Raw genomic sequence first — 22,544 nt, forward strand, 5'->3', positions numbered from 1 at the left:
AGTAATCGCCTTAAAAATTACGTGCAAAAAAGGAGGCTTTGCTTTGGAGCCCAGCAGAAGTTTTAGGCTATAAAATCACCATAAGTTAAAAGATGTTAAAAGCACACGTTATATATAAATGGACGCCAAACACGTTATATATTAGCAGCTAAATAAATAATTGACTGATTTACATTAATCACCTATCTTTGCAAAATGTTTAAAAAACAACTAACGTTATTCGCCTGTGTTTTAGCCCTGTTGATTATTACATTGGGAAGTTGTAAAAGCAAATACGAAAAGTTAAAAGCAAGTAACGATTACGCCAAAAAATACCAGGAGGCTATTAAATACTATAATAAACAGGAGTACGAAAAAGCGCTTGGTTTATTTGATGTGCTGGTTGAACGTTACCGTGGCCGCAGCGCTGCCGAAGACCTGTTTTATTACTATGCTTTCACCAACTATAAGCTAAAGGATTATACGTCTGCAAGGTTTCATTTTAAAACATTTGCCGATACTTATCCATCAAGCCCAAGGGCCGAGGAATGCCGCTTCTTTTCGGCCTATTGCTACTACCTGGATTCGCCTACTTACTCGCTTGACCAGGAGAACACTTTAAAGGCTATTGAAACGTTACAGTTGTTTATTAACCTTTACCCTAAAAGCGACCGTGTTACCGAGGCAAGCAAGCTGATACAAAACCTGCGCGATAAACTGGAACAAAAGGCGTATGAAAACGCCAAATTATATTTAACCATCAGCGATTATCAATCGGCAGTTATTGCTTTTAATAATGTGCTGCGCGATTACCCGGATACCAAATATGGCGAAGAGATTGAGTTCCTGATCATAAAGGCACAATATGAATACGCCAGCCATAGTTTTGAAGCCAAACAGGAAGAACGTTTTGAGCAGGCTATAACCTATGCCGATCAGTTTACCGACAAGTTTCCTAAAAGTAAATATAACCACGAAATTGCCGGGCTAAAAAAAGATAGCCAAATAGGTATAGTGGATGCCAAACGCGTAATGGCCGAAGCATTGGCAGATGATAAACTGGCAAAAAAACTGGCAAAAAAAGATACCATCAAAACGCAGCCGCCATCAGAAAAGAATCAGAATCAGAGGATACCATAATTAAAAAAATTAAGATATGACAGCTAACAACACCAACAAACCAGCAGTAGCAAGCAGTACTGTAACCCGCGATTTACGCGAGCTGGACGTTAAAACCGATAACATATATGAGTCGCTTGTGATCATGTCTAAAAGGGCGAACCAGATATCAAACAATATTAAAGAAGAGTTACACCAAAAACTTTCTGAGTTTGCATCGTCGAACGATAACCTGGAAGAAGTTTTTGAAAACCGCGAGCAAATCGAGATCTCTAAATATTACGAAAAACTGCCAAAACCATCATTGGTTGCCGTTCAGGAGTTTTTAGACGATAAGATTTACTACCGTAACCCGGCTAAAGAAGCATAGGCTTCGTTAAGGCAAAATTCAAAAGTCAAAATTCAAAAGTGATCTGTATGGTTACTTTGGGTTTTGACTTTTGTTTTTTTAGCTATATTCACATGGTTATTTAAATTATCTTTTTTGAATTAGCCATATCGATGTCGTTGACTAAGTCATATTTTTTGACTTTTGAATTTTGAATTTTGAATTTAAAAAGTAAAAACATCATCCTGGGGGTTTGCGGTAGCATTGCTGCTTATAAATCGGCTTTGCTGGTTAGGTTATTAGTTAAAGCCGGGGCCAGCGTGCGGGTGGTGATGACACCTGATGCTGTTAATTTTATAACACCGCTTACCCTTTCTACCCTATCTAAAATGCCGGTATTGGTTGATTATTACAAAACAGAAACCGGCGAATGGAACAACCATGTGGAACTTGGCCTTTGGGCCGACATGGTCATTATAGCCCCTGCAACGGCCAATACCCTGGCAAAAATGGCCAATGGGTTTTGCGATAATTTACTAACAGCCGTTTACCTATCGGCCAAATGCCCGGTGTACTTTGCCCCCGCTATGGATCTGGATATGTGGCTGCACCCCGCAACCCGCCAAAATGTTGCCAGACTGCAATCTTTTGGCAACATCATGATAGCCCCCGGCAGCGGTGAGCTGGCCAGCGGGCTCTACGGCGAAGGGCGATTGGCAGAGCCTGACGAAATTGTAGACTTTTTATCGTCGGCAATTAAAAAAAAACTCCTTTTAGCGGGGCATAAAATTATTGTTACCGCCGGCCCCACTTATGAGGCCATTGATCCGGTACGTTTTATAGGCAACCATTCATCGGGCAAAATGGGGTTTGCTATTGCCGATGAACTGGCCGGTATGGGTGCCGATGTTACCCTGGTAAGCGGGCCAAGTGCCGAGGTAAGCAAACAAACATCCGTTAAACGGATAGATGTAACATCAGCAGCCGAAATGCTGGCTGCTTGTTTGTCGCTTTATAAAAATGCCAAAGCTTGTATCATGAGCGCGGCCGTTGCCGATTATACACCAGTTAATATAGCATCGCAAAAAATCAAGAAAAAAGATGCTTCGTTGAACATAGATCTTAAAGCCACCACCGATATTTTAAAAACCCTGGGCGAGCAGAAAGCCGATGGCCAAATACTGGTTGGCTTCGCGCTGGAAACCAACGATGAAGAAATGAATGCAATAACCAAGCTACAAAAGAAGAATTTGGATTTTATTGTATTAAATTCGTTGAATGATGCCGGCGCCGGTTTTAAGCAGGATACCAATAAGATTACCATTATTGACCGTAACCTGCAAAAAACAACCTTCGCGCTGAAAAGTAAGGAGGCTGTGGCGCATGATATTTGCCTTAAAGTTGCACAACTTATAACCGGATGAAACAACTATTCATTTACACCGTCCTGACTTTTTGGGGCTTTAGGTGCGCGGCGCAGGACCTTAATGCACGTGTATCGGTTGTTTCGCCAAAAATACAGGTGAGCAATAAGCGCGTTTTCCAGACACTGGAAACCGCCATGAAGGATTTTTTCAACGGCCGTAAATGGAGCGCCGATCCTATACTACCGCAGGAGCGTATTGATTGTAATTTTGTGTTAAACATTACCAATTGGGATGGCGGCAGCAATTTTAGCGGCGAGCTTCAGGTGCAATCATCAAGGCCGGTTTTTGGGTCATCATACAGCTCAACCCTGATTAATATTAACGACCGCGACGTTGATTTTACCTATAACGAAGGCCAGACCATTGATTACAGCGATCAGAATTTTCAAAGCAACCTAAGCTCGGTAATGGCCTTTTACGCCTATATCATTGTAGGGATGGACTATGACACCTTTTCGCGCTTTGGGGGCAGCCCCTATTTTGCAGCCGCGCAAACGGTGGTAAACAACGCCCAGGCCGGATCATACAAAGGCTGGAAAGCTTTTGACGGCAATACAAACCGCTATTGGTTATCCGAAAACCTGAACAATAAACTTTATACCCAGCTACGCGGCTTTATGTATGATTACCACCGCAACGGGCTCGATCAGATGGCCGATAATGTGAGTAAAGGCCGCAAAGCCATCTCCTCCTTTTTACCCGCCCTGCAACAGGTTGACAGGCAGCGCGTAGGCTCCATGTTCCCGCTTATATTTTATACCGCCAAAAGCGACGAGCTGGTATCGTTATACAGCAAGGCCGATCCGCAGGAACGCGTACAGGCCATGAACTTATTTTTACAAGCTGACCCGGCTAACGGGAATAAGTACCAGGCTTTAAAATAGCCCCCCAGCCCCCTGAAGGGGGAGTTTTTGATTCGTTTCGTCCTTGCCCAGTTCTTCGGTCTCAAATCTCACATCTAATGTCTCAAATCTCAATAATGGTGTTGCCTGCGGCCCGGGCTTTACGCTTATACTGCACGGGCATTAGCCACATGGCCGGTATTCGCTGCAATCCCTAACACATTTGTCTGAACCGGGATTTGTCAGATTAATGGATTATACAGGATTTTCTCTTATCAATTTATTCATCCACCTGCAATCAAAATCCAAAAAATCTGATAAATCTGTTTAATCCGGGTTCAGATAATTCACGCAACTCGCAACCCGATCCTCGCACCTAAAACTTTTTTCACAAATCTCTTGCATATACGAAATCTATCGTAGATCTTTGTACGAAGAAATTCGTATTTAAACAAAATGGATATAAAAGCAACAGAAAGCGAGCTCGAAATTTTACAGGTGATCTGGAGGATGGGGCAATGTACCGTACGTGATGTTCATGAAGAATTGGCCAAAACCAAAGATGCAGGCTATACTACTACCCTTAAATTAATGCAGATAATGCATGACAAGGGTATGGTTGAACGCGACACTACCTCGAAAACGCATTTGTACAAAGCTTTATTTACACAGGAGCAGGCGCAAAGCAACGCTTTGGATAAAATATTGTCTACTGTATTTAAAGGCTCCACATCCGATTTGGTGATACAGGCCCTTGGCCAGCACCGGGCTTCAAAGGATGAGATAGATGCCATTAAAAACTTTTTGAACCAGTTTGATCAGCATAAAAAATAAAACGTTATGGAAAGTGTGTTCTATAATATAAGCCAGGTATTGGGTATCACTATTATCCACTCCTTATGGCAGGGTTTATTGATTTGGTTTGCATTGCGCCTGTTATTTACCTGCGCGCCATCGTTATCAACCATAAAAAGGCATAATGTAGCTATGGCCGCTATGCTTATCATCAGCGTATGGTTTAGTTACACCTTTGTAAGCCAGTTACAGGCCCATGTATGGGTAAACTTATCGGCAGCAAAAGTACCTGCCTTGTTGCCCAATCTTAACCTTCCCCTGGTCAATATCCCTTATACAGCACAACACAACTATTACTATTATGCCATTGAGGGCTATCTGCCATATATATCGGCCATTTACTTTATCGGGTTAACATTCAACCTTTTAAAGATGGGCTTAAACTGGCAAAAAATAAGCCACATTAAACGTACCATGATGCCATCCGACAGGATGCAGGATTATGTGGATACACTTTGCCGCCAAATGAACATCAGCAAATATGTAAGCGTAAATATCAGCCGTTTTGTTGATGGCCCCTGCATGATTGGCTTTTTTAGCCCGATAATATTGCTGCCCATTTCGTTAACTACTTATTTATCTGCCGAAGAGATAAAAGCTATTTTACTGCATGAGCTATCGCACATCAAACGTAACGATTACCTGCTTAACCTGTTGCAGCAGTTTATGAGCGTATTGCTTTTCTTTAACCCCTTTGCCCAATTAATTAATAGGATAATAAACCAGGAACGCGAAAACCGGTGCGATGACCTGGTAGTACAAACAACCGCCCAGCCCTTAGTGTATGCGCATGCACTATTAAAACTGGAGCAAAAAAGGCAGGTAAACCTGCAAATGGCACTTGCCGCCACCGGAAAAAAATATCATTTATTAAACAGAATTGAACGGATCATGAAAACCCAAAAACCAATAGGCAACATACGCCACCTTTTAGTGGCTGTTGCAATACTAACCGCAGGCATCAGCAGTATTGCCTGGCTTAACCCTACCATAGCCGATGGTAAAATAGCCATCAAAAAGGTAAAAATTACCTATCCTGCTGCATTAAAGGAACTACTTGCCGATACCACCCGCAAAAAGGCCGTTAAAGCAAAAAAAGTTGTAGCCAATAAAACCGCCATAAGGAACAAACGGCTTGCCGAAGAACGTTACAGCAACTTTGATGATAAAGAGTTGAACAGGTTAACTGCCGAAGTTGATAAGTACGCAAAACAGATTGATAAGTACTACAACAACGCCGATTTTCAAAAACTGCAAAAGCTGATGGAAGAGAAAGGCGAAGCTATGGAGAAGTTTTACAACAACCCGGAGTTAAAGAAGATACAGGAAGAACAGGAGAAAATAGCCGAAGATTTTCAAAAAAACTGGGCCGAAACCGGTGAAACCACCAAAATGAGCGAGCAGATGGGCAAGCTGGGCGAAAAGGTTGGCGCCTACTATAACAGCCCTGAATTTAAACGGATGAATGCCGAGCTCAGAAAAAAATACGGTATAAAAGGCGAATACCATGACGACCGCAAAGACGAGAACTATCGCAAATACCAGGATGAGCTACAAAGCAAAGTATCGCCCGAGATAAAAGAACAAACCGAACAGCTGAAAAAAATGGGCGAGGAAATGCGCGGTCATTTTGATTCGCCGGAATTCCGCAAAAAACGCGATGAACTAAGGATAATGAGCGATAGTTTAAGAAAAGCCTTCCGCAACCCACAAATGGAAGAACAAAAGCAGGAGATGAGAAAACTGGGCGAACAGATGCGTACTTACCGGGATAATGCCGAAATTAAACAGGCAAAGGCGCAATTGCGTGAAGCCAGCAAGAAACTGCGTGAGTATACCAACAGCCCCGAGTTTAAAAAGCGCATAGCCGAAGCCCAAAAAGAGGCTTACAAAACCGAAGACGATAAAGAATAATTGAAGTCAAGTTATAAGTACTTAGTCTCAAGTCCTAAGTCTGAATTGTATTTTTTGACTTAGGACTTGAGACTTCCGACTAAAGACTATTCCTCATAACACTAAAATATTTAGCAATAATTTATTAAATTTTATTTTAAAGAAGCTTAATGCTTAATTTAGTATCCTTAATAAAATAAGGATACTTTTTTTATGCTTCAAAAGCTAACCATCAATAATTACGCGCTGATTGATAACCTGGAGATAAGTTTTGGCGAAGGCCTTAACATACTCACCGGCGAAACCGGCGCAGGTAAATCGATTATATTAGGTGCACTGTCGCTTATTTTGGGGCAGCGTGCCGAGAGCCGTTATTTTTTCAACCAGCAAAAAAAGTGCGTTATCGAAGGTTCATTTAAAATCAGCGGCTTTCATTTAAGCTCTTTTTTTGAAGAGAACGACCTGGACTACGAGGCAGAAACCGTTTTACGCCGCGAGATCTCGGCCGATGGTAAATCGCGTGCTTTTGTAAATGATACCCCGGTAAATCTTACATCGCTTAAGCAGTTAGGCGAAAAGCTGATTGATATCCATTCGCAACACGCTACGCTGGAAATTAACGACCCTGAATTTCAATTACTGGTGGTTGACTCAGTAGCAAAACATGATGATTTGCTGAACGACTACCGCGCTAAATACCGCGCATTTAAAAAAGACACCGGCAAGCTTACCCAACTGATTGCCGAAAGCGATAAGGCAAAAGCCGACCTTGATTATTACCAGTTTCAGTTTGATGAACTGGAAAAAGCAAGCCTGGCCGCCGACGAGCAGGAGCCGCTTGAAAAAGAACTGTACGCCTTAAATAATGCCGAAGAAATAAAACGCAACCTGTACGGCGCCTATTTCCTGGTACAGGAAAGCGAAACCGCCGCCCTGTCGCAACTACGCGAGGCCGGGCAACAATTAGGCGCGATCGAAAAATTTGATGCACAGATTGAAGAATTGCACCAGCGATTGAACAGCACCATTATCGAACTGAAAGACATTGCCGCCGAAGTAGAAGGCATCGAACAAAAAACGCATACCAACGATGCCAGGGTTGATGAAATTAACGCTCGTTTAAGCCTCATTTACAACCTGCAAAAGAAACACCGGGTGAATAGCAATGAGGAGTTGCTACAGATACAGGATGATTTGTCGGAGAAGATCCAGCAGGCTTTATTTGGTGATGAAACCATCGATAAACTACAAAGGCAACTCGCCGCCGACAAAGCCGAACTGGAACAACTGGCTGCCAAACTAACTACCAACAGGTTAAAAGCCATACCGGCCATTGAAAAACAGGTAATTGATACCCTGGCCGAAATGGGGATGGGAAGCTCGACGCTGAAGATTGAGCAAACGCCCCCCCCGCCCCCTAAAGGGGGAGCTTTTGATTTGCAGGGTGGTGGGGTACTTGGCGAGAATGGGGTTGATCATATACGGTTCCTTTTTTCGGCCAATAAGGGGCATGCTCTGGCCGAAATGAGTAAGGTAGCATCAGGTGGCGAGCTTTCCAGGCTGATGCTGAGCATTAAATCCATCATTGCCAAATACACTGCCTTGCCTACAATTATTTTTGATGAGATAGATACGGGCGTATCCGGCGAAGTTGCCAATAAAGTAGGCACCATTATGGAGCGCCTTGCCGATAATTTACAGGTGATAACCATAACCCACCTGCCACAAATTGCCAGCAAGGGCAAAAACCATTACTTTGTTTACAAGGATGATAGCGCGGCTACCACCTACACCCGCATGAAGCAACTGGATAACCACGAGCGTGTTTTGGAAATTGCCAAAATGCTGAGCGGTGATAAACCGGGTGAAAGCGCGCTGCAGAACGCCAGGGAGTTACTTGGCAGTTTGCAGTAGGCAGTTTGCAGTTTGCAAGCGTCTAACATGTTATGTTAAACGCGATGATCAATTTACTAACTAAAAAACGGGTATTATATACCGAAAACTAAAGTGCTGGAAACTGCCAATTCAAAGCTGCAAACTGATAACTGACAACTGCAAACTGAAAACTTCAAACTGAATAAAAATATTATAACTTTACGCCCAATTGTAAAAAATCAAAACATGGCTTATAATTTATTAAAAGGCAAAAAAGGTATCATATTTGGTGCCCTTAATGAGCAATCCATCGCCTGGAAAGTAGCGCAGCGCGCTGTACAGGAAGGTGCCGAAATAGTATTATCAAACGCGCCTATTGCATTACGCATGGGCGAGCTCAATAAGCTTGCCGAAGAATGCAATGCCCCTATCATAGGTGCCGATGTTACCAGCAATGATGATATCAACAACCTGTTTACCAAAACAAAAGAACATTTTGGCGGCGGTGTGGATTTCATTTTGCACTCGATAGGCATGAGTATCAACGTGCGTAAAAACATTCCTTACTACGAAAACAACTACGATTTCACCCATAAAGGTTTTGATATTTCGGCCTTAAGCCTGCACCGCATTTTACAGGCAGCCATGAAACATGATGCCATTAACGAATGGGGATCTGTAATAGCTTTAAGTTATATCGCCGGCCAGCGTTATTTCCCTGGCTACAATGATATGGCCGATAACAAGGCTGTTTTAGAAAGCATTGCACGTAACTTTGGTTACGAATATGGCGTTAGTAAAAAAGTACGTGTAAATACCATATCGCAATCGCCAACCCGTACCACTGCAGGTTCCGGCGTTAAAGGCTTTGATGGCTTTATTGATTTTGCCGAAAAAATGAGCCCGCTTGGCAATGCCGATGCAGACCAATGTGCTGATTATTGCATCACCCTGTTCAGCGATTTAACCAAAATGGTTACCATGCAAAATCTTTTCCATGATGGCGGTTTCTCCTTTACCGGTGTAACACAAGCTGTTATTGACCAGATGGGAAAATAAGAAATTTCATCAATCAAAAAAAGGAGCTTTGCGTTGCAAGGCTCCTTTTTTGTTAAAAATAAACGATGCTCTTTTAACTACCCTCTACCAACAAAACTTTTATAGTTGCCGCTCCTGGTTTAACCGGCGCTGAACCGGTACTTGTTTGAGCATCTATCTGAATAGATCCTTTTACATAGCTGAAGCTGTAAGCGGTACCGCCATAAACTTCCGGCACCTGCTCATAAGTTGTGCCGCCATCAAATGAGATGTAAACCAATACAGCATCGTGAGCAAGGGCATAACTATCAATTTCAGGAACATCCAACACAACTGAATAAGTTGCACCGTTGTTTCCCAAAGCCCAGCTAAATGTTCCAGAAGTGTTAACGTTGAAAATAATGGTCTGGGTAGTATTTGGCCCAACGATGGTTTCCTTTTTACATGATGTAGCTGCCAACAGTATAGTGCAGCAAATTAAAGTCAAGATTTTTTTCATAATGTTTCGATTGTATATACTGTAAGAACAATATAATTAAAAAAGGTTTAACGGGATTTAATTTATTTCAAAAATAGTATTAACTATTCGGCAATATATTTTTCCAGTTGTTTTTTCCATAAATAATAACCGTAGGGAGTAAGATGAATGCCATCGGTAGTTGCCATAGCATTTAGTTTATTATCAACTAAAAAATGATCATACATATCAATATATACAATATGATTACTTAAGCAGTAGTTTGCTACCCTTGTATTATATGCCCTGATCTTTAAATTAAACTGGTTGTTTAAAGAAGGCAATACCGATTGTACATACAGCTTTGTTGCCGGCGAGGCAGCTTTAGCTACTGTGCACATTTGCACAAAGTTATTATAGGCAGTTTCCATGCTTTTGCCGTTGCGTACATCATTTATCCCACCTTCCAAAAATATCTTTGGCGGCTTACGTACAATTATCCTTTTTAAGTTTTTTAGGATGCCATCCGTCTCCAATCCGCCAAAGCCCATGTTTTTAAGATGGCTGTTGTCGAAGCTGCTTCTTAATGCAAAGCCTTCGGTAAGGCTGGTACCAATAAATATAATTTCCTGGTTATCTGTTTGTGTGCTAAAAAGTGCATCCCATTTTTGCTTTTCAAACTGGTGGCGGCGGATCATCCCAAAAAAAATCTTCCTATCTATAAAATACCCGGCGGTGATAACATTCAGCGCTATTGAACCAATGAAAAGCCATTTATAGATTAACCTTTTATTTACCGGCATATAAATTATAGCTGTGCGTTACTATACGCCCTATCGGTCGTAAAGATACAACTAAGCCCTACGTTCGGGCTCTTACCATGTTCAATTAAAATCATTTTAAAATAACTAAAACTTTAGTTTAATTTGTATTATGCGAACCCTTATTCTTATAATATGGCTATTACTACCTGCCGCAGTTTTGGCGCAGGTAAAAATAACCGGCAAAATTATAAATGCCGGCGATAAAAAACCGGTTGCCAATGCCAGTGTATTTTTAAGCAACGCTATTGTTGGCGATAAAACTGCCGATGATGGCACCTTTACGCTTGGCAATGTAAAACCCGGCCAATATACTTTTATTGTTACCGCAATTGGTTTTGAAACCCATAGCATTACGCTAATGGCTGGGACAGCTAATATTACCTTACCCGAAATTTTGCTGGCCCCAAAAACCATCATGTTGCAGGAGGTGAACATCAAACCCGACCCAAACCGGCAGCGAAATTATGATGACTTTAAAAGGCTTTTCCTTGGCACTTCAGAAAATGCCACATTGTGCAAAATCCTGAATCCCGATGTTGTTGATGTAGATTTTGACCTCAAAACAAGGATCTTATCGGCCTCAAGCGGCGACGATTTTATCGAGGTTGAAAACAAGGCGCTGGGTTATTTGATCAGGTATAAGCTTTCACAATTCAGCTATGATGCTAAAGGGCTTTTTTACTATGAAGGTATCTCGGTGTTCCGGGAAATGACCGGAAGCAAATCGCAGCAACGTAAATGGGCAAAACAGCGACAGGCGGCATATCTTGGCTCATCCATGCATTTTTTACGTTCGGTAATTAGTGGCCAAACCGAAAAGGAAGGTTTTAAGGTATTAAGGTTGGTACGCAAACCCAATCCCGATTATAAAGAAGGACGGTTGGGTAATAACAATTATAAATACAGCCAATCGTTATACACCAAACCGCCGCTGGGTCCGCCAGACTTTGCACACCCTACAGATCAGCCGGGCTTATTTGCTGTTGGCTTTACCGACTGCCTTTATATCATCTATACCAAAAAACGGGAGAATACGGATATGTCGGTTTATCATCCGATTGAAATACCCAACTACCCCGTTACCATCCTTGCTTTTGACGAGCCTTATGCTTTTTTTGACAGCAACGGCATTATAGCCAATCCGCACAGTATTGTTTTTGAAGGCGATTGGGGCAAAAGCAGGATGGCGGAGTTGCTGCCGGTGGACTACGAAACGGAGTCAAATAAATAAGTTAGGCGCACTTAGCCGTCATTGTTGAGGAGCCCAATACTTCTTTATGATGGGATATAGCTCGATATCTATTTTAGGATCTTCCAACCTCAAACGCTGTAAAATACCACAAATCACGTCAACAACCTGGTTAGGATTGTAAAATATTTTTTGCCCATTTATGGGTTTACATATTTCTGAATTATCTATCGAAAAATAAAACGCCAATGAATGCACCTTAGCATCAATCTTTTCTCGAAACTTATATCCTATAATAAAATCAAAATTATATTTCATCGTATCGGGCAAACTACTTATGACTTTATATTTAGTGATTTTATGTTCCTTGTTAATGTCAACTTTCACTACCGCATACATCCACTCACAGTTAAATTTCAGCTTTTCAGGAAGTTTAAACCCTCTACCAACAAGATTACTGAATTCGCTATAATCCGGAGTTGATTGTGCTTTAACTGTTATAGAGCATAATAAGGCAGCTAAAATAAAGTAAACTTTGATTACGGACATGGGATACCTGATTTATCTATTTCTAAATACTTTAACACGCAGTAAAAATAAAGACATCATTGAATAAATATCTCAGTCCACTGAACTGCAACCATTATATGAAAGATTGATTTTGGGTGTTGTATTTTTCATGACGAGGTTAACAGACATTATTCATCTAATGTATTATTAACCAACGATATATACAATAGCAATCTTATATTAAATATTCCTAATAGCCAGCCAATAAAAAACCCCGCCTGCTTTTGCAAACGGGGCTTTATTTTTAAACCAGGCTTTGCTCATTTTGTTTCCTCTTCGGCTGGGGTTTTGCTTTCGCCTTTTTCGTCGATGATGGTAACATCCCGAGCACTATGCTGTTTGAAGGCGATTGAGGCAAAAGCCGGATTACAGAGTTGTTGCCGGTGGATTATGAGTTGGAGATAAAGTAAAACTATGAAATTTGTTTAATTTCATTTAATTTTAATAATGCTTAAGCCCTTATTGCTATTACTATTGTTGGTACCCGCTATGGTTGCGGGCCAGGTTAAAATTTCAGGAAAAATTGTAGCCCAGGCCGATAAAAAACCTATCAGCAGCGCAAGTGTATTTTTAAATAATTCGGTGGTAGGCAGTATAACGGGAAGCGACGGCACTTTTACGCTTGTAAACGTGAGGCCAGGACAGTATACGCTTATTGTTACCGTTGTTGGCTACGAGGCCCACAACCAGGTAGTGTTGATAAATGATAAAGATGTTATACTACCCACTATTGATTTAATACAAAAAACCATCTCGCTACAGGAAGTTGTAATAAAGCCTAACACTCATCACGACTTTGATTTTAGATTGTTTAAAGCTTTATTTTTAGGCCCGTCGGAAAACAGCCAAAAGTGCGACATTTTAAACCCCGAGGTAATTGATGTTGATCGCGAAACCGGCACTAATACATTAACAGCATCTTCCGATGAATTTATTAAGATTGAAAATAAGGCGTTGGGCTATCTTATCAAATATAAGTTGAACACATTTAGTTATACCTCGGCAGGGTTGCTTTATTTCGATGGTATTTCGACATTTGAAGAGCTAAAGGGAAGCGAATCGCAGCAACGACGCTGGAAAAGAAAACGACAGGAAGCCTATTTAGGTTCGACCATGCATTTTTTGCGCTCGGCCATTGCGAATAAACTGTCATCAGAAGGTTACCGGATAGTAAGGCTATCGCGAAAACTTAATCCGGATTATAAGCCAGGCACCAACAGCAAAATGATAGAAACCTTAAATATAAAGGACGATATCCCGCTCGATCAATATATGAATGCTACCGATGTTGACGGATTATTTGCCATGGGCTTTGCCGATTGCCTGTACGTAATGTATACCAAACGTCACGATTTTAATCCCGAATCAGCCATGTTCAGGCCAAAGGGAGCCCCTTCGTATGCGGCTACAATTGTTACGTTTCAGGACCCGCACTTGTTTTTTGATAATAATGGAACTATAGTAAACCCGCACGGTGCTTTACTTGAAGGTGTTTGGGGAGCCCATCGGGTAGCGGATATTCTGCCAGTTGATTATGTTCCGGAGGTACAAAAATGACACTCCGGTATTTAAATTTTCTCCCCAACAAAAAACCCCGCCTGCTTACACAAACGGGATTGTATTTTTAAATAAGGCTTTGCTTATTTGGTTTCCTCTTCGGTTGGGGTTTTGCTTTCGCCTTTTTCATCGATGATGGTGATCTGGCTGGTTTCTTTGTCGAAATCAACTTTCATAATATCACCTTCGCTCATCATCAAAGTTTTTGATTTAATAGTGATGTCTAATAAGGCGTATCGAGACATTTTAAACTGACATTAGTTGGATTTTTGATATCGAACTTCCAGATGCAATTAAGAGTACTTGTTGCAACAATGTATCCGTCTGCTACCGTAACTTTATGAAATGGATTTGATTCGGTAAAAAAAGCCATCCAAAGTAAGTCCTGTGTCATCATTTCAAAAACAGCTATAAATCCATCACTGCCCCAGCTGGCTTCTCCACATATAACTTTTATACCAGTTACAGCATCCATACATTCCCCCATGCTTGCGCAATCTGATATATCCAATTCTCCTTTCGCTTCAAGGTTTTTTATTGTTGTGGAAAGCGAAGGAGTTATAAAGTACTCATAAGGTCTTTCGGAAGTGCTTTCTACTTCAAGTATTTGTATTCTGTTATCAGAAAAAATAATTCCGTCTACTATGGGGCACTCTAAATGGTCGATAAACCTTTTTATATCTTTCATTCTTTAAATTTCGACAACAATATACATCAGTTTCTTTAAACGTTCCAGTAACACCGTGATTTGCATGCGGGAGACGCAAAATATTGCGTCTCTACAAAAGCAAAAAACCCCGCCTGCCTGCGCAAACGGGGTTGTATTTTTAAATAAGCCCTTGCTTATTTGGTTTCCTCTTCGGTTGGGGTTTTGCTTTCGCCTTTTTCGTCGATGATGGTGATCTGGCTGGTTTCCTTGTCGAAATCAACTTTCATAATATCACCTTCGCTCAACTCACCTTTCAGGATCTCTTCGGCAATCGGGTCTTCCAGGTATTTCTGGATAGCGCGTTTTAACGGACGTGCCCCGAATTGCGAGTCGTAACCTTTTTCGGCTATGAATTCCTTAGCGGCTTCAGTAAGCTCAATTTTGTATCCCAGGCCATTTACACGGCTAAACAGGAATGCCAGTTCGATATCGATGATCTTGAATATCTCGTCTTTACCTAATGAGTTAAACACGATAACATCATCGATACGGTTCAAAAATTCAGGGGCGAAAGCACGTTTCAACGCATTTTCTATAACGCCTCTTGAATGTGTGTCGGCCTGTAAGTTTTTAGCATTGGTGCTGAAACCTACACCCTGTCCAAAGTCTTTCAACTGGCGGGCGCCGATGTTCGAGGTCATGATGATGATGGTGTTCCTGAAATCAACCTTGCGGCCCAACGAATCGGTCAGCTGGCCTTCATCCAATACCTGTAACAATATATTAAATACATCGGGGTGAGCTTTTTCAATCTCATCCAGCAATACTACGGCGTATGGTTTACGGCGTACTTTTTCGGTCAGCTGTCCGCCTTCTTCGTAACCTACGTAGCCCGGAGGCGCTCCTACTAAACGAGAGACCGCGAATTTCTCCATGTACTCGCTCATATCAATTTGAATCAGCGCGTCTTCGGTATCAAACATAAAGCGGGCAAGCTCTTTGGCAAGCTCGGTTTTACCAACACCTGTAGGGCCCAGGAAAATAAACGAACCAATTGGCTTTTTAGGATCCTTTAAGCCGGCGCGTGTACGTTGTATAGCACGGGTTAACTTTTTAATAGCATCATCCTGGCCAATAATCTTGCTGGCAACGGTATCGCTCATATGCAATAGCTTTTGGCTATCGGCCTGGCCCACCCTTTGTACAGGGATGCCTGTCATCATGGATACTACTTCGGCAACATTATCCTCGGTTACGGTGTAGCGTTTTGATTTGGTTTCGGCTTCCCAAACGGCTTTGGCCTGGTCAAGCTCGGCAATCAAATTCTTTTCAGTATCACGTAACTGGGCAGCTTCTTCGTATTTCTGGCTGCGTACAACCTTGTTTTTCTCTATCTTGATCTGCTCAATTTTTTGCTCAATATCCAGGATATTTTGAGGAACATGGATGTTGGTTAAGTGCACGCGCGAACCCGATTCGTCCAAAGCATCAATAGCCTTATCCGGTAAAAACCTATCGGTAATGTAACGGGTAGTTAAGTTAACGCAGGCATTAATAGCTTCCGGAGTGTAAGTTACACCATGGTGCTCTTCGTATTTTTCTTTGATGCGGTTCAGTATCTCGATAGTTTCTACCGGGGTAGCCGGCTCAACCATTACCTTTTGGAAACGACGGTCCAACGCGCCATCCTTTTCGATGTATTGGCGGTACTCATCTAAAGTAGTTGCGCCGATGCATTGAATTTCGCCCCTTGCCAAAGCTGGCTTAAACATATTTGATGCATCAAGCGAGCCTGAAGCACCACCTGCGCCAACTATAGTATGAATTTCATCAATAAATAAAATTACGTCAGGTGATTTTTCCAGTTCATTCATCACCGCTTTCATACGCTCTTCAAACTGGCCGCGGTATTTTGTACCGGCAACCAATGAAGCCAGGTCAAGCGTTACCACGCGTTTGTTAAACAATACCCGCGATACTTTGCGCTGAATAATGCGGAGTGCCAGGCCTTCTGCAATGGCAGATTTACCCACACCCGGCTCACCTATTAATATAGGGTTGTTCTTTTTACGGCGCGAAAGAATTTGTGATACTCTTTCAATTTCTTTTTCACGGCCAACAATCGGGTCAAGTTTACCATCCTCGGCAGCGCGGGTTAAGTCGCGGCCAAAGTTGTCAAGCACCGGTGTTTTTGATTTAATGTCGGATACCTTTTTAGGCTGGCTGAATGATTCCTCTTCTTTAAAGTCGTCATCGCCACCGGTTGGCGATCCGGGCATTTCATCGGTTACATCGTTTTTATGTGATTCCACTTCACCTTTAAACACCTCGTAGTTTACGTTAAACTGTACCAATATCTGCGATGCGATATTATCTTCATCGCGTAATATAGATAGCAGCAGGTGCTCGGTTCCAATTACATCACTTTTAAATATTTTGGCTTCCAGATAAGTAATTTTTAATACTTTTTCGGCTTGCTTGGTCAGGGGGATGCTGCCTATGTGTACATTGGTTCCAATGGTACCTTTAACGGCATCTTCCACAGCACGGCGAAGCTTTGCAGTATCAACGTTCAAACCTTTCAGCAATTTAATTGCTACGCCATCACCATCCCTGATGAGGCCCAGTAAAAGATGCTCTGTTCCTATATAGTCGTGCCCAAGGCGTAATGCCTCTTCTCTGCTGTATTGAATGACATCTTTAACCCTCGGCGAAAATTTAGCTTCCATATATACCTTTCAATTATTATGAACGCCGCAATCTATAAATTTTGTTTTTACAAACCCGACGCGTGAATTAACTTTTATCAACAATATTGCCAACATTTAACACTTTGCAGAAACAGACATTGATATGATACGCAAGCTATTAAAGTTTGGGTTTAATCAATAATTTTTATCAAAAAATCCAACAATCACCTAATTTTTTTACAATATACGAACGAAACCCACCAGTTTGATACAAAAAATTCAAAATAGTTTAAACATTGTGTTAATAAATTATAACGATAACAACAAAACAGGCATTTCGTCATAACATATGCCATAAAGGCATTAACATAATATTTACGTTCTGTTCACCTATATGTACGCAAATACAAGCAAAACAGTTGCCATTTTACTGTGTTAAACGCAATTAAATACTTACAAGTATGTATAAATTAATATGGATTTGTATTTGGCAGTAAATAATTTTTCTGCCACCGGTTTTTTAACCGAATCCATCAATTTTACTCATATTTGTTGCGATACTTATTTATCGTGTGGATATAGTTCTTAAAATAAAGAAATGTTATTCGGGCGAGGAATTTTGGGGTGCGCTTCGAGAGCGTTAGCATGGCGGGGCAAACCAAGGAAAGACTCACCCGGCGAGGCTACGCCCGCCACCCTCTCTTCACCTGCGGTGGAAAGAGGGGCTTGAAGAGTTAAAAATTCTCCTGCGTCTTCTTTTCAGCTTTGCTGGAAGGTAGATTATGGTTATTTTTTAATTGCGCTTACCCTCTATGCGGCGAAGCCGGAGAGAGGGTCGACCGGCGAAGCCTGGTCGGGGTGAGTCGTCGCCTGCGTTCGGAATGACAATTCGTTTATTTATAGAGACATGCGCCAACACCATAAGATATTCATCAGCATTTCAAATCAATTATAATGGCAGACGAAAAGATCATTTTTTCAATGGCTGGGGTTAGCAAAGTTTATCCCCCGCAAAAAACAGTATTAAAAAACATTTACCTATCGTTTTTTTATGGCGCCAAAATCGGCGTTATCGGCTTAAATGGTTCGGGTAAATCGTCCTTATTAAAAATTATTGCAGGCATTGATAAAACCAATATAGGCGAGGTTGTTTTCTCGCCCGGTTATACTGTTGGTTACCTGAGCCAGGAGCCCGAGCTTGATCCTGAGAAAACCGTACGCGAAATTGTGGAAGAAGGCGTTGCCGAAACCACGGCCTTATTAAAGGAATACGAAGAGATAAACGAAAAATTTGGCCTGGAAGAATACTACAGCGATGCAGACAAAATGGACAAGCTGATGAACCGCCAGGGCGAATTGCAGGACCAGATTGACGCCGTAAACGCATGGGAGCTTGATACCAAGCTGGAACGCGCAATGGATGCCCTGCGCTGTCCTGAACCTGATACCAAAATTTCGGTACTATCCGGTGGCGAGCGCCGTCGCGTGGCTTTGTGCCGCTTATTATTAAAAGAACCGGACGTATTGCTATTGGATGAGCCTACCAACCACTTAGATGCCGAATCGATAGATTGGCTGGAGCAACACTTACAACAATATAAAGGTACCGTTATAGCCGTAACGCACGACAGGTACTTTTTGGATAACGTGGCGGGATGGATCCTGGAGTTGGACCGTGGAGAAGGTATCCCATGGAAGGGAAATTATTCCTCATGGTTAGATCAAAAAGCGAAGCGTTTGGCACAGGAAGACAAAACCGAGAGCAAACGCCAGAAAACCCTGGAGCGTGAGCTGGAGTGGGTACGCATGGGACCAAAAGGCCGCCACGCCAAATCAAAAGCCCGCTTGGGAAATTACGAGAAACTGGCATCCGAAGAAACCAAGGAACGCGAAGATAAACTGGAGTTGTTTATCCCCCCAGGCCCGCGTTTGGGTAATGTGGTGATTGAAGCCAACGGCGTAAGCAAATCATACGGCGATAAATTATTGTTCGATAACCTGAGCTTCTCGTTACCTCCCGCAGGTATTGTAGGCATCATAGGCCCCAATGGCGCGGGTAAAACCACGTTGTTCCGTTTAATTACCGGGCAGGACCAGCCGGATGCAGGTACCTTCCGCGTAGGCCCAACCGTAGCCTTAGGTTATGTTGACCAGATGCACGACGACCTTGACCCCAACAAATCTGTTTGGGAAAACGTTACCGGCGGTCTGGAAACCATTATGGTGGGCAACAAACCCTTAAATTCCCGTGCATACGTTTCCAAATTTAACTTTAACGGCGCCGATCAGCAGAAAAAAGTAGGCGTACTATCGGGCGGTGAGCGTAACCGGGTACACCTGTCTATCACCCTCAAAAAAGGGTCGAACGTATTGCTGCTGGATGAGCCGACCAACGATATCGACGTAAACACCTTACGTGCGCTGGAAGAAGCCCTTGAAAACTTTGGCGGCTGCGCCGTAGTCATCAGCCACGACCGCTGGTTCCTGGATAGGATTTGTACCCACATCCTGGCATTTGAAGGCAACTCGCAGGTTTACTTCTTTGAAGGTAATTATTCTGATTACGAGGAAAACCGCAAGAAACGTTTGGGTGATGTTGCGCCGAAGAGGATTAAGTATAAGAAGTTGACGGTGTAAGCCCCCTATAAATCTCCCCCGGAAGGGGAGACTTTTATATTGCTCACCGCTATGTCATTGCGAGGAACGAAGCAATCGCGAACTGTGCAGATCAACTTTAAAGGTTCGCAATTATCATATACATCCCAGACTTACGAAGTTTTAAAAACTTCGTAAGTCTTCGTCAAGCCCTAACCTGAATCTTCTACACATCAATGAGCCAGTTAAACTTTTTCATAACCCGTGACGAAACGATAGGTATATTGAATGCCCTTATCGATACAGGTGAAGTTGACGTCTTTATCGGAGGCGCTTTTGAACAAGAAAAGCCAGTCCCTGTTAGCAAGATCACCACGTCAATTGATGCTGACTACTTTACGCTTTGGTTAAAAAATGAATTTAGGGAAGCGAAAGGGGTAAAAATGAATCATGGATTTAATAAGGACCAGTATGTATTCAACAATTACAGAGACCCCATCATACAATTTACCGATTGTAAAAGAACATCATCATTAATTTCCCCTGGTCGTATTTTTTATAAGGCCGGATGGGTAGAACATGAGGCACTAAGGCAAAAGCATAAAAATTGGGGCATAAGAGTATCACGTTTAATTGATAAAAGGCTCCATAAATTGAACAGCATCTGGAGAATATCTGATAATGTAAAAGATTGGGTGATAAATGGCGGGAATTTAGAATTAGGGCCGGGTGGGAAGATTGTTTATAAAGATAACCTTACATCAATTAGGTAGGCACGGGGCAAATCAAGAACGATTAGCGCTGATCTCGATTTGCTATCTACAGAAAGTAAGTCCCTGCGCTTAAAATTAGAACTCTTCAATCAGTACTTATTTGTGAAAAAACACATTGCTCCTCTCAAACAAGTCGACAATCAACATAGTAAAATATTTTTTACTATACTATTTTTTATTGGATTGGCGTCAACCATATTTGAAATACATGTTTATCAAAAAACATTCATTCCAATATACATCCCTGTTTCCTTATATATTATTAGCGGGGTACTTTCAACACCGTTTTTTCTTAACACCCTTCGGCAAACTTTGGACGGAAGTGGATTACTCTGGCAATATGTGTTTAATACAATTTCCTGGGGAGGCGTAGTTGCCGCCCTTTTTATGGCCGTCAATTTTTACTGGGGCAAAGGAGACATATATTCTGTAACCTTGCCTATTTTACATTCAGAGCATTCCTATAGTAATAGAAATGGCTGTTATATCCTTAATATAAAAGTTGAATATGAAGAGGTGCAAAGAGATCTGGTATTTTCATGTGACACCTCAAACCTTAAAAATCTTGACATAGTCATACTCACGCTCGACAAAGGTTTACTTGGATATGATGTTATAAAAAATCAAAAGTTCTTAAAGAAGAATTAATAACTCTTCAACCCTCCGTCAAAAAAACACACTTAGTATCAATTCCTTAACTTAACTCATTAAAAAAATCCCTAACTTGCCGTTTTCTAATAAATAATACTTAAGGCCATGACAGAGACGCTGGACATCAAGATCACCAAGACCACGCATTCCCGTTTAGCAGAAACGGATTTTGACAACTTACCTTTCGGAAAAACATTTTCTGACCACATGTTTGTGGCCGATTATGCTGATGGTGAATGGAAAAACCTGCAGGTCATTCCCTACGGCGAGATTGGTTTAAGCCCTGCAATTTCGGCCCTGCATTATGGCCAGGCGTTTTTTGAAGGTTTAAAAGCCTACAAACATGCCGATGGAAAAGTAACCATTTTCCGTCCTGATAAAAACGCCATCCGTTTAAACAAATCGGCAGAAAGGCTTTGTATGCCTGCCCTGCCCGAAGAAATATTTTTGCAAAGCATGGCCGCCGTTGTCGACCTTGACCGCGAGTGGGTACCGTCAAAACCAAACCATGCTTTATACATCCGCCCGTTCATGTTTGCTACCGACCCTTACCTGGGTGTAACGCCATCGGCAACGTATAAATACATGGTATTGTGCGGCCCGGTTGGCCCGTATTTTTCAAAAACACTGCGCGTAAAAATTGAAACCTACTACACCCGCGCTGCCGAAGGCGGTATGGGCTTTGCAAAAGCAGCCGGTAACTACGGCGGATCGATGCTGCCCGCCCGCAAAGCGGCAGAAGAAGGCTTTGACCAATTGATATGGACAGATGCAAAAGAACATAAATACGTTGAAGAAATGGGCGCTGCAAACGCCATGTTTATGCTGGATGGCAAACTGATAACCGCCGAAGCAAAAGATACCATTTTAGATGGCGTAACCCGCGATACCGTTATCGCGCTGGCCAAAGAGTGGGGCATCCCGGTTGAAACCCGCAAAGTTTCTGTTGCCGAAATTATTGAAGGCGCCAAAACCGGCAAACTAACCGATGCTTTTGGCGCAGGCACTGCCGCAACAATAGCATCAGTTGGCTCGATAAGTGTTGATGGCGAAGAATATTTCCTGAGCGATCCAAAAACGCGCGAATTTTCGCAAAAAGTGTTGGCTACCCTTGATGCCATTAAATACGGCAGGGCCGAAGATACTCATGGATGGAATTATCTGGTTGGGTAAAGACGTTTGACGTGTTACGTTGTACGTTATACGTTTTAAAAAGTAAAAAGGGAGGAGCGC

20 protein-coding genes are annotated in these 22,544 nt (G+C 42.1%); 14 read left to right on the plus strand and 6 right to left on the minus strand.

The window, feature by feature from the left end:
* Positions 1–195: 195 nt before the first annotated feature.
* The 8 genes from AC1DXF_RS06635 to AC1DXF_RS06670 all read left to right on the plus strand — a co-directional run bounded on the left by AC1DXF_RS06635 (position 196) and on the right by AC1DXF_RS06670 (position 9,377).
* Positions 196–1,119: an outer membrane protein assembly factor BamD gene (locus AC1DXF_RS06635; protein WP_477447375.1), complete on the plus strand. Its 924-nt coding sequence runs from the start codon at positions 196–198 to the stop codon at positions 1,117–1,119.
* A 16-nt stretch (positions 1,120–1,135) separates the two neighbouring features.
* Positions 1,136–1,468, plus strand: a complete 333-nt coding sequence (locus AC1DXF_RS06640; protein ID WP_090651667.1) for a DNA-directed RNA polymerase subunit omega — start codon at positions 1,136–1,138, stop codon at positions 1,466–1,468.
* A gap of 176 nt (positions 1,469–1,644) precedes the next feature.
* Positions 1,645–2,850: a bifunctional phosphopantothenoylcysteine decarboxylase/phosphopantothenate--cysteine ligase CoaBC gene (gene coaBC / locus AC1DXF_RS06645; RefSeq protein WP_477447377.1), complete on the plus strand. Its 1,206-nt coding sequence runs from the start codon at positions 1,645–1,647 to the stop codon at positions 2,848–2,850.
* Positions 2,847–3,737 carry a type IX secretion system protein PorD gene (gene porD / locus AC1DXF_RS06650; RefSeq protein WP_477447379.1) on the plus strand — a complete coding sequence of 297 codons (891 nt, stop codon included), beginning with the start codon at positions 2,847–2,849 and terminating at the stop codon, positions 3,735–3,737. The genes coaBC and porD overlap by 4 nt, the downstream gene beginning before the upstream one ends.
* Before the next feature lie 414 nt (positions 3,738–4,151).
* Positions 4,152–4,529 carry a BlaI/MecI/CopY family transcriptional regulator gene (locus tag AC1DXF_RS06655; RefSeq protein ID WP_477447382.1) on the plus strand — a complete coding sequence of 126 codons (378 nt, stop codon included), beginning with the start codon at positions 4,152–4,154 and terminating at the stop codon, positions 4,527–4,529.
* A 6-nt stretch (positions 4,530–4,535) separates the two neighbouring features.
* On the plus strand, positions 4,536–6,464 hold the full coding sequence (locus tag AC1DXF_RS06660) for a M56 family metallopeptidase (RefSeq protein ID WP_477447384.1): 1,929 nt from the start codon (positions 4,536–4,538) through the stop codon (positions 6,462–6,464).
* A gap of 192 nt (positions 6,465–6,656) precedes the next feature.
* Positions 6,657–8,357, plus strand: a complete 1,701-nt coding sequence (gene recN / locus AC1DXF_RS06665; protein WP_477447386.1) for a DNA repair protein RecN — start codon at positions 6,657–6,659, stop codon at positions 8,355–8,357.
* 207 nt (positions 8,358–8,564) lie between these two features.
* Positions 8,565–9,377 (plus strand): enoyl-ACP reductase FabI, encoded by an 813-nt coding sequence (locus tag AC1DXF_RS06670; RefSeq protein ID WP_477447388.1) that lies wholly within the window; start codon positions 8,565–8,567, stop codon positions 9,375–9,377.
* A gap of 73 nt (positions 9,378–9,450) precedes the next feature.
* On the opposite strand, the gene AC1DXF_RS06675 is transcribed toward AC1DXF_RS06670, so the two are convergent.
* Positions 9,451–9,855 (minus strand): hypothetical protein, encoded by a 405-nt coding sequence (locus AC1DXF_RS06675; RefSeq protein WP_477447390.1) that lies wholly within the window; start codon positions 9,853–9,855, stop codon positions 9,451–9,453.
* Positions 9,856–9,938: 83 nt separating this feature from the next.
* Positions 9,939–10,616, minus strand: coding sequence for a GDSL-type esterase/lipase family protein (locus tag AC1DXF_RS06680; protein ID WP_477447392.1), 678 nt, complete (start codon positions 10,614–10,616; stop codon positions 9,939–9,941).
* A 130-nt stretch (positions 10,617–10,746) separates the two neighbouring features.
* On the opposite strand from AC1DXF_RS06680, the gene AC1DXF_RS06685 reads away from it, so the two are divergent.
* Complete coding sequence (locus AC1DXF_RS06685; protein WP_477447394.1) at positions 10,747–11,868, plus strand: carboxypeptidase-like regulatory domain-containing protein; 1,122 nt, start codon at positions 10,747–10,749, stop codon at positions 11,866–11,868.
* A gap of 18 nt (positions 11,869–11,886) precedes the next feature.
* Here AC1DXF_RS06685 and AC1DXF_RS06690 read toward each other — a convergent pair whose 3' ends face one another.
* Positions 11,887–12,375, minus strand: a complete 489-nt coding sequence (locus tag AC1DXF_RS06690) for a hypothetical protein (RefSeq protein WP_477447396.1) — start codon at positions 12,373–12,375, stop codon at positions 11,887–11,889.
* A gap of 468 nt (positions 12,376–12,843) precedes the next feature.
* Here AC1DXF_RS06690 and AC1DXF_RS06695 point away from each other — a divergent pair, with 468 nt between their 5' ends.
* Complete coding sequence (locus AC1DXF_RS06695; protein WP_477447398.1) at positions 12,844–13,953, plus strand: carboxypeptidase-like regulatory domain-containing protein; 1,110 nt, start codon at positions 12,844–12,846, stop codon at positions 13,951–13,953.
* A gap of 83 nt (positions 13,954–14,036) precedes the next feature.
* On the opposite strand, the gene AC1DXF_RS06700 is transcribed toward AC1DXF_RS06695, so the two are convergent.
* From AC1DXF_RS06700 to AC1DXF_RS06710, 3 genes are all read right to left on the minus strand, one after another.
* Positions 14,037–14,198, minus strand: a complete 162-nt coding sequence (locus tag AC1DXF_RS06700) for a hypothetical protein (protein WP_477447400.1) — start codon at positions 14,196–14,198, stop codon at positions 14,037–14,039.
* Positions 14,177–14,641, minus strand: coding sequence for a hypothetical protein (locus AC1DXF_RS06705; protein WP_477447402.1), 465 nt, complete (start codon positions 14,639–14,641; stop codon positions 14,177–14,179). The genes AC1DXF_RS06700 and AC1DXF_RS06705 overlap by 22 nt, the downstream gene beginning before the upstream one ends.
* A gap of 155 nt (positions 14,642–14,796) precedes the next feature.
* The gene (locus AC1DXF_RS06710) at positions 14,797–17,331 is read right to left on the minus strand and encodes an ATP-dependent Clp protease ATP-binding subunit (RefSeq protein WP_477447404.1); all 2,535 of its coding nucleotides are present in this window, start codon (positions 17,329–17,331) and stop codon (positions 14,797–14,799) included.
* 915 nt (positions 17,332–18,246) lie between these two features.
* Here AC1DXF_RS06710 and ettA point away from each other — a divergent pair.
* The 4 genes from ettA (at position 18,247) to AC1DXF_RS06730 (ending at position 22,484) form a co-directional block, all read left to right on the plus strand.
* Positions 18,247–19,929, plus strand: a complete 1,683-nt coding sequence (gene ettA, locus AC1DXF_RS06715; protein ID WP_477447406.1) for an energy-dependent translational throttle protein EttA — start codon at positions 18,247–18,249, stop codon at positions 19,927–19,929.
* A gap of 194 nt (positions 19,930–20,123) precedes the next feature.
* Positions 20,124–20,660: a hypothetical protein gene (locus tag AC1DXF_RS06720; protein ID WP_477447408.1), complete on the plus strand. Its 537-nt coding sequence runs from the start codon at positions 20,124–20,126 to the stop codon at positions 20,658–20,660.
* 102 nt (positions 20,661–20,762) lie between these two features.
* A complete protein-coding gene (locus AC1DXF_RS06725) occupies positions 20,763–21,308 on the plus strand; it encodes a hypothetical protein (protein ID WP_477361050.1) in 546 nt (181 codons plus the stop codon).
* Positions 21,309–21,416: 108 nt separating this feature from the next.
* A complete protein-coding gene (locus AC1DXF_RS06730; protein WP_477447410.1) occupies positions 21,417–22,484 on the plus strand; it encodes a branched-chain amino acid aminotransferase in 1,068 nt (355 codons plus the stop codon).
* Positions 22,485–22,544: the final 60 nt, after the last annotated feature.

This window comes from Mucilaginibacter sp. P2_A5, from assembly GCF_056404995.1.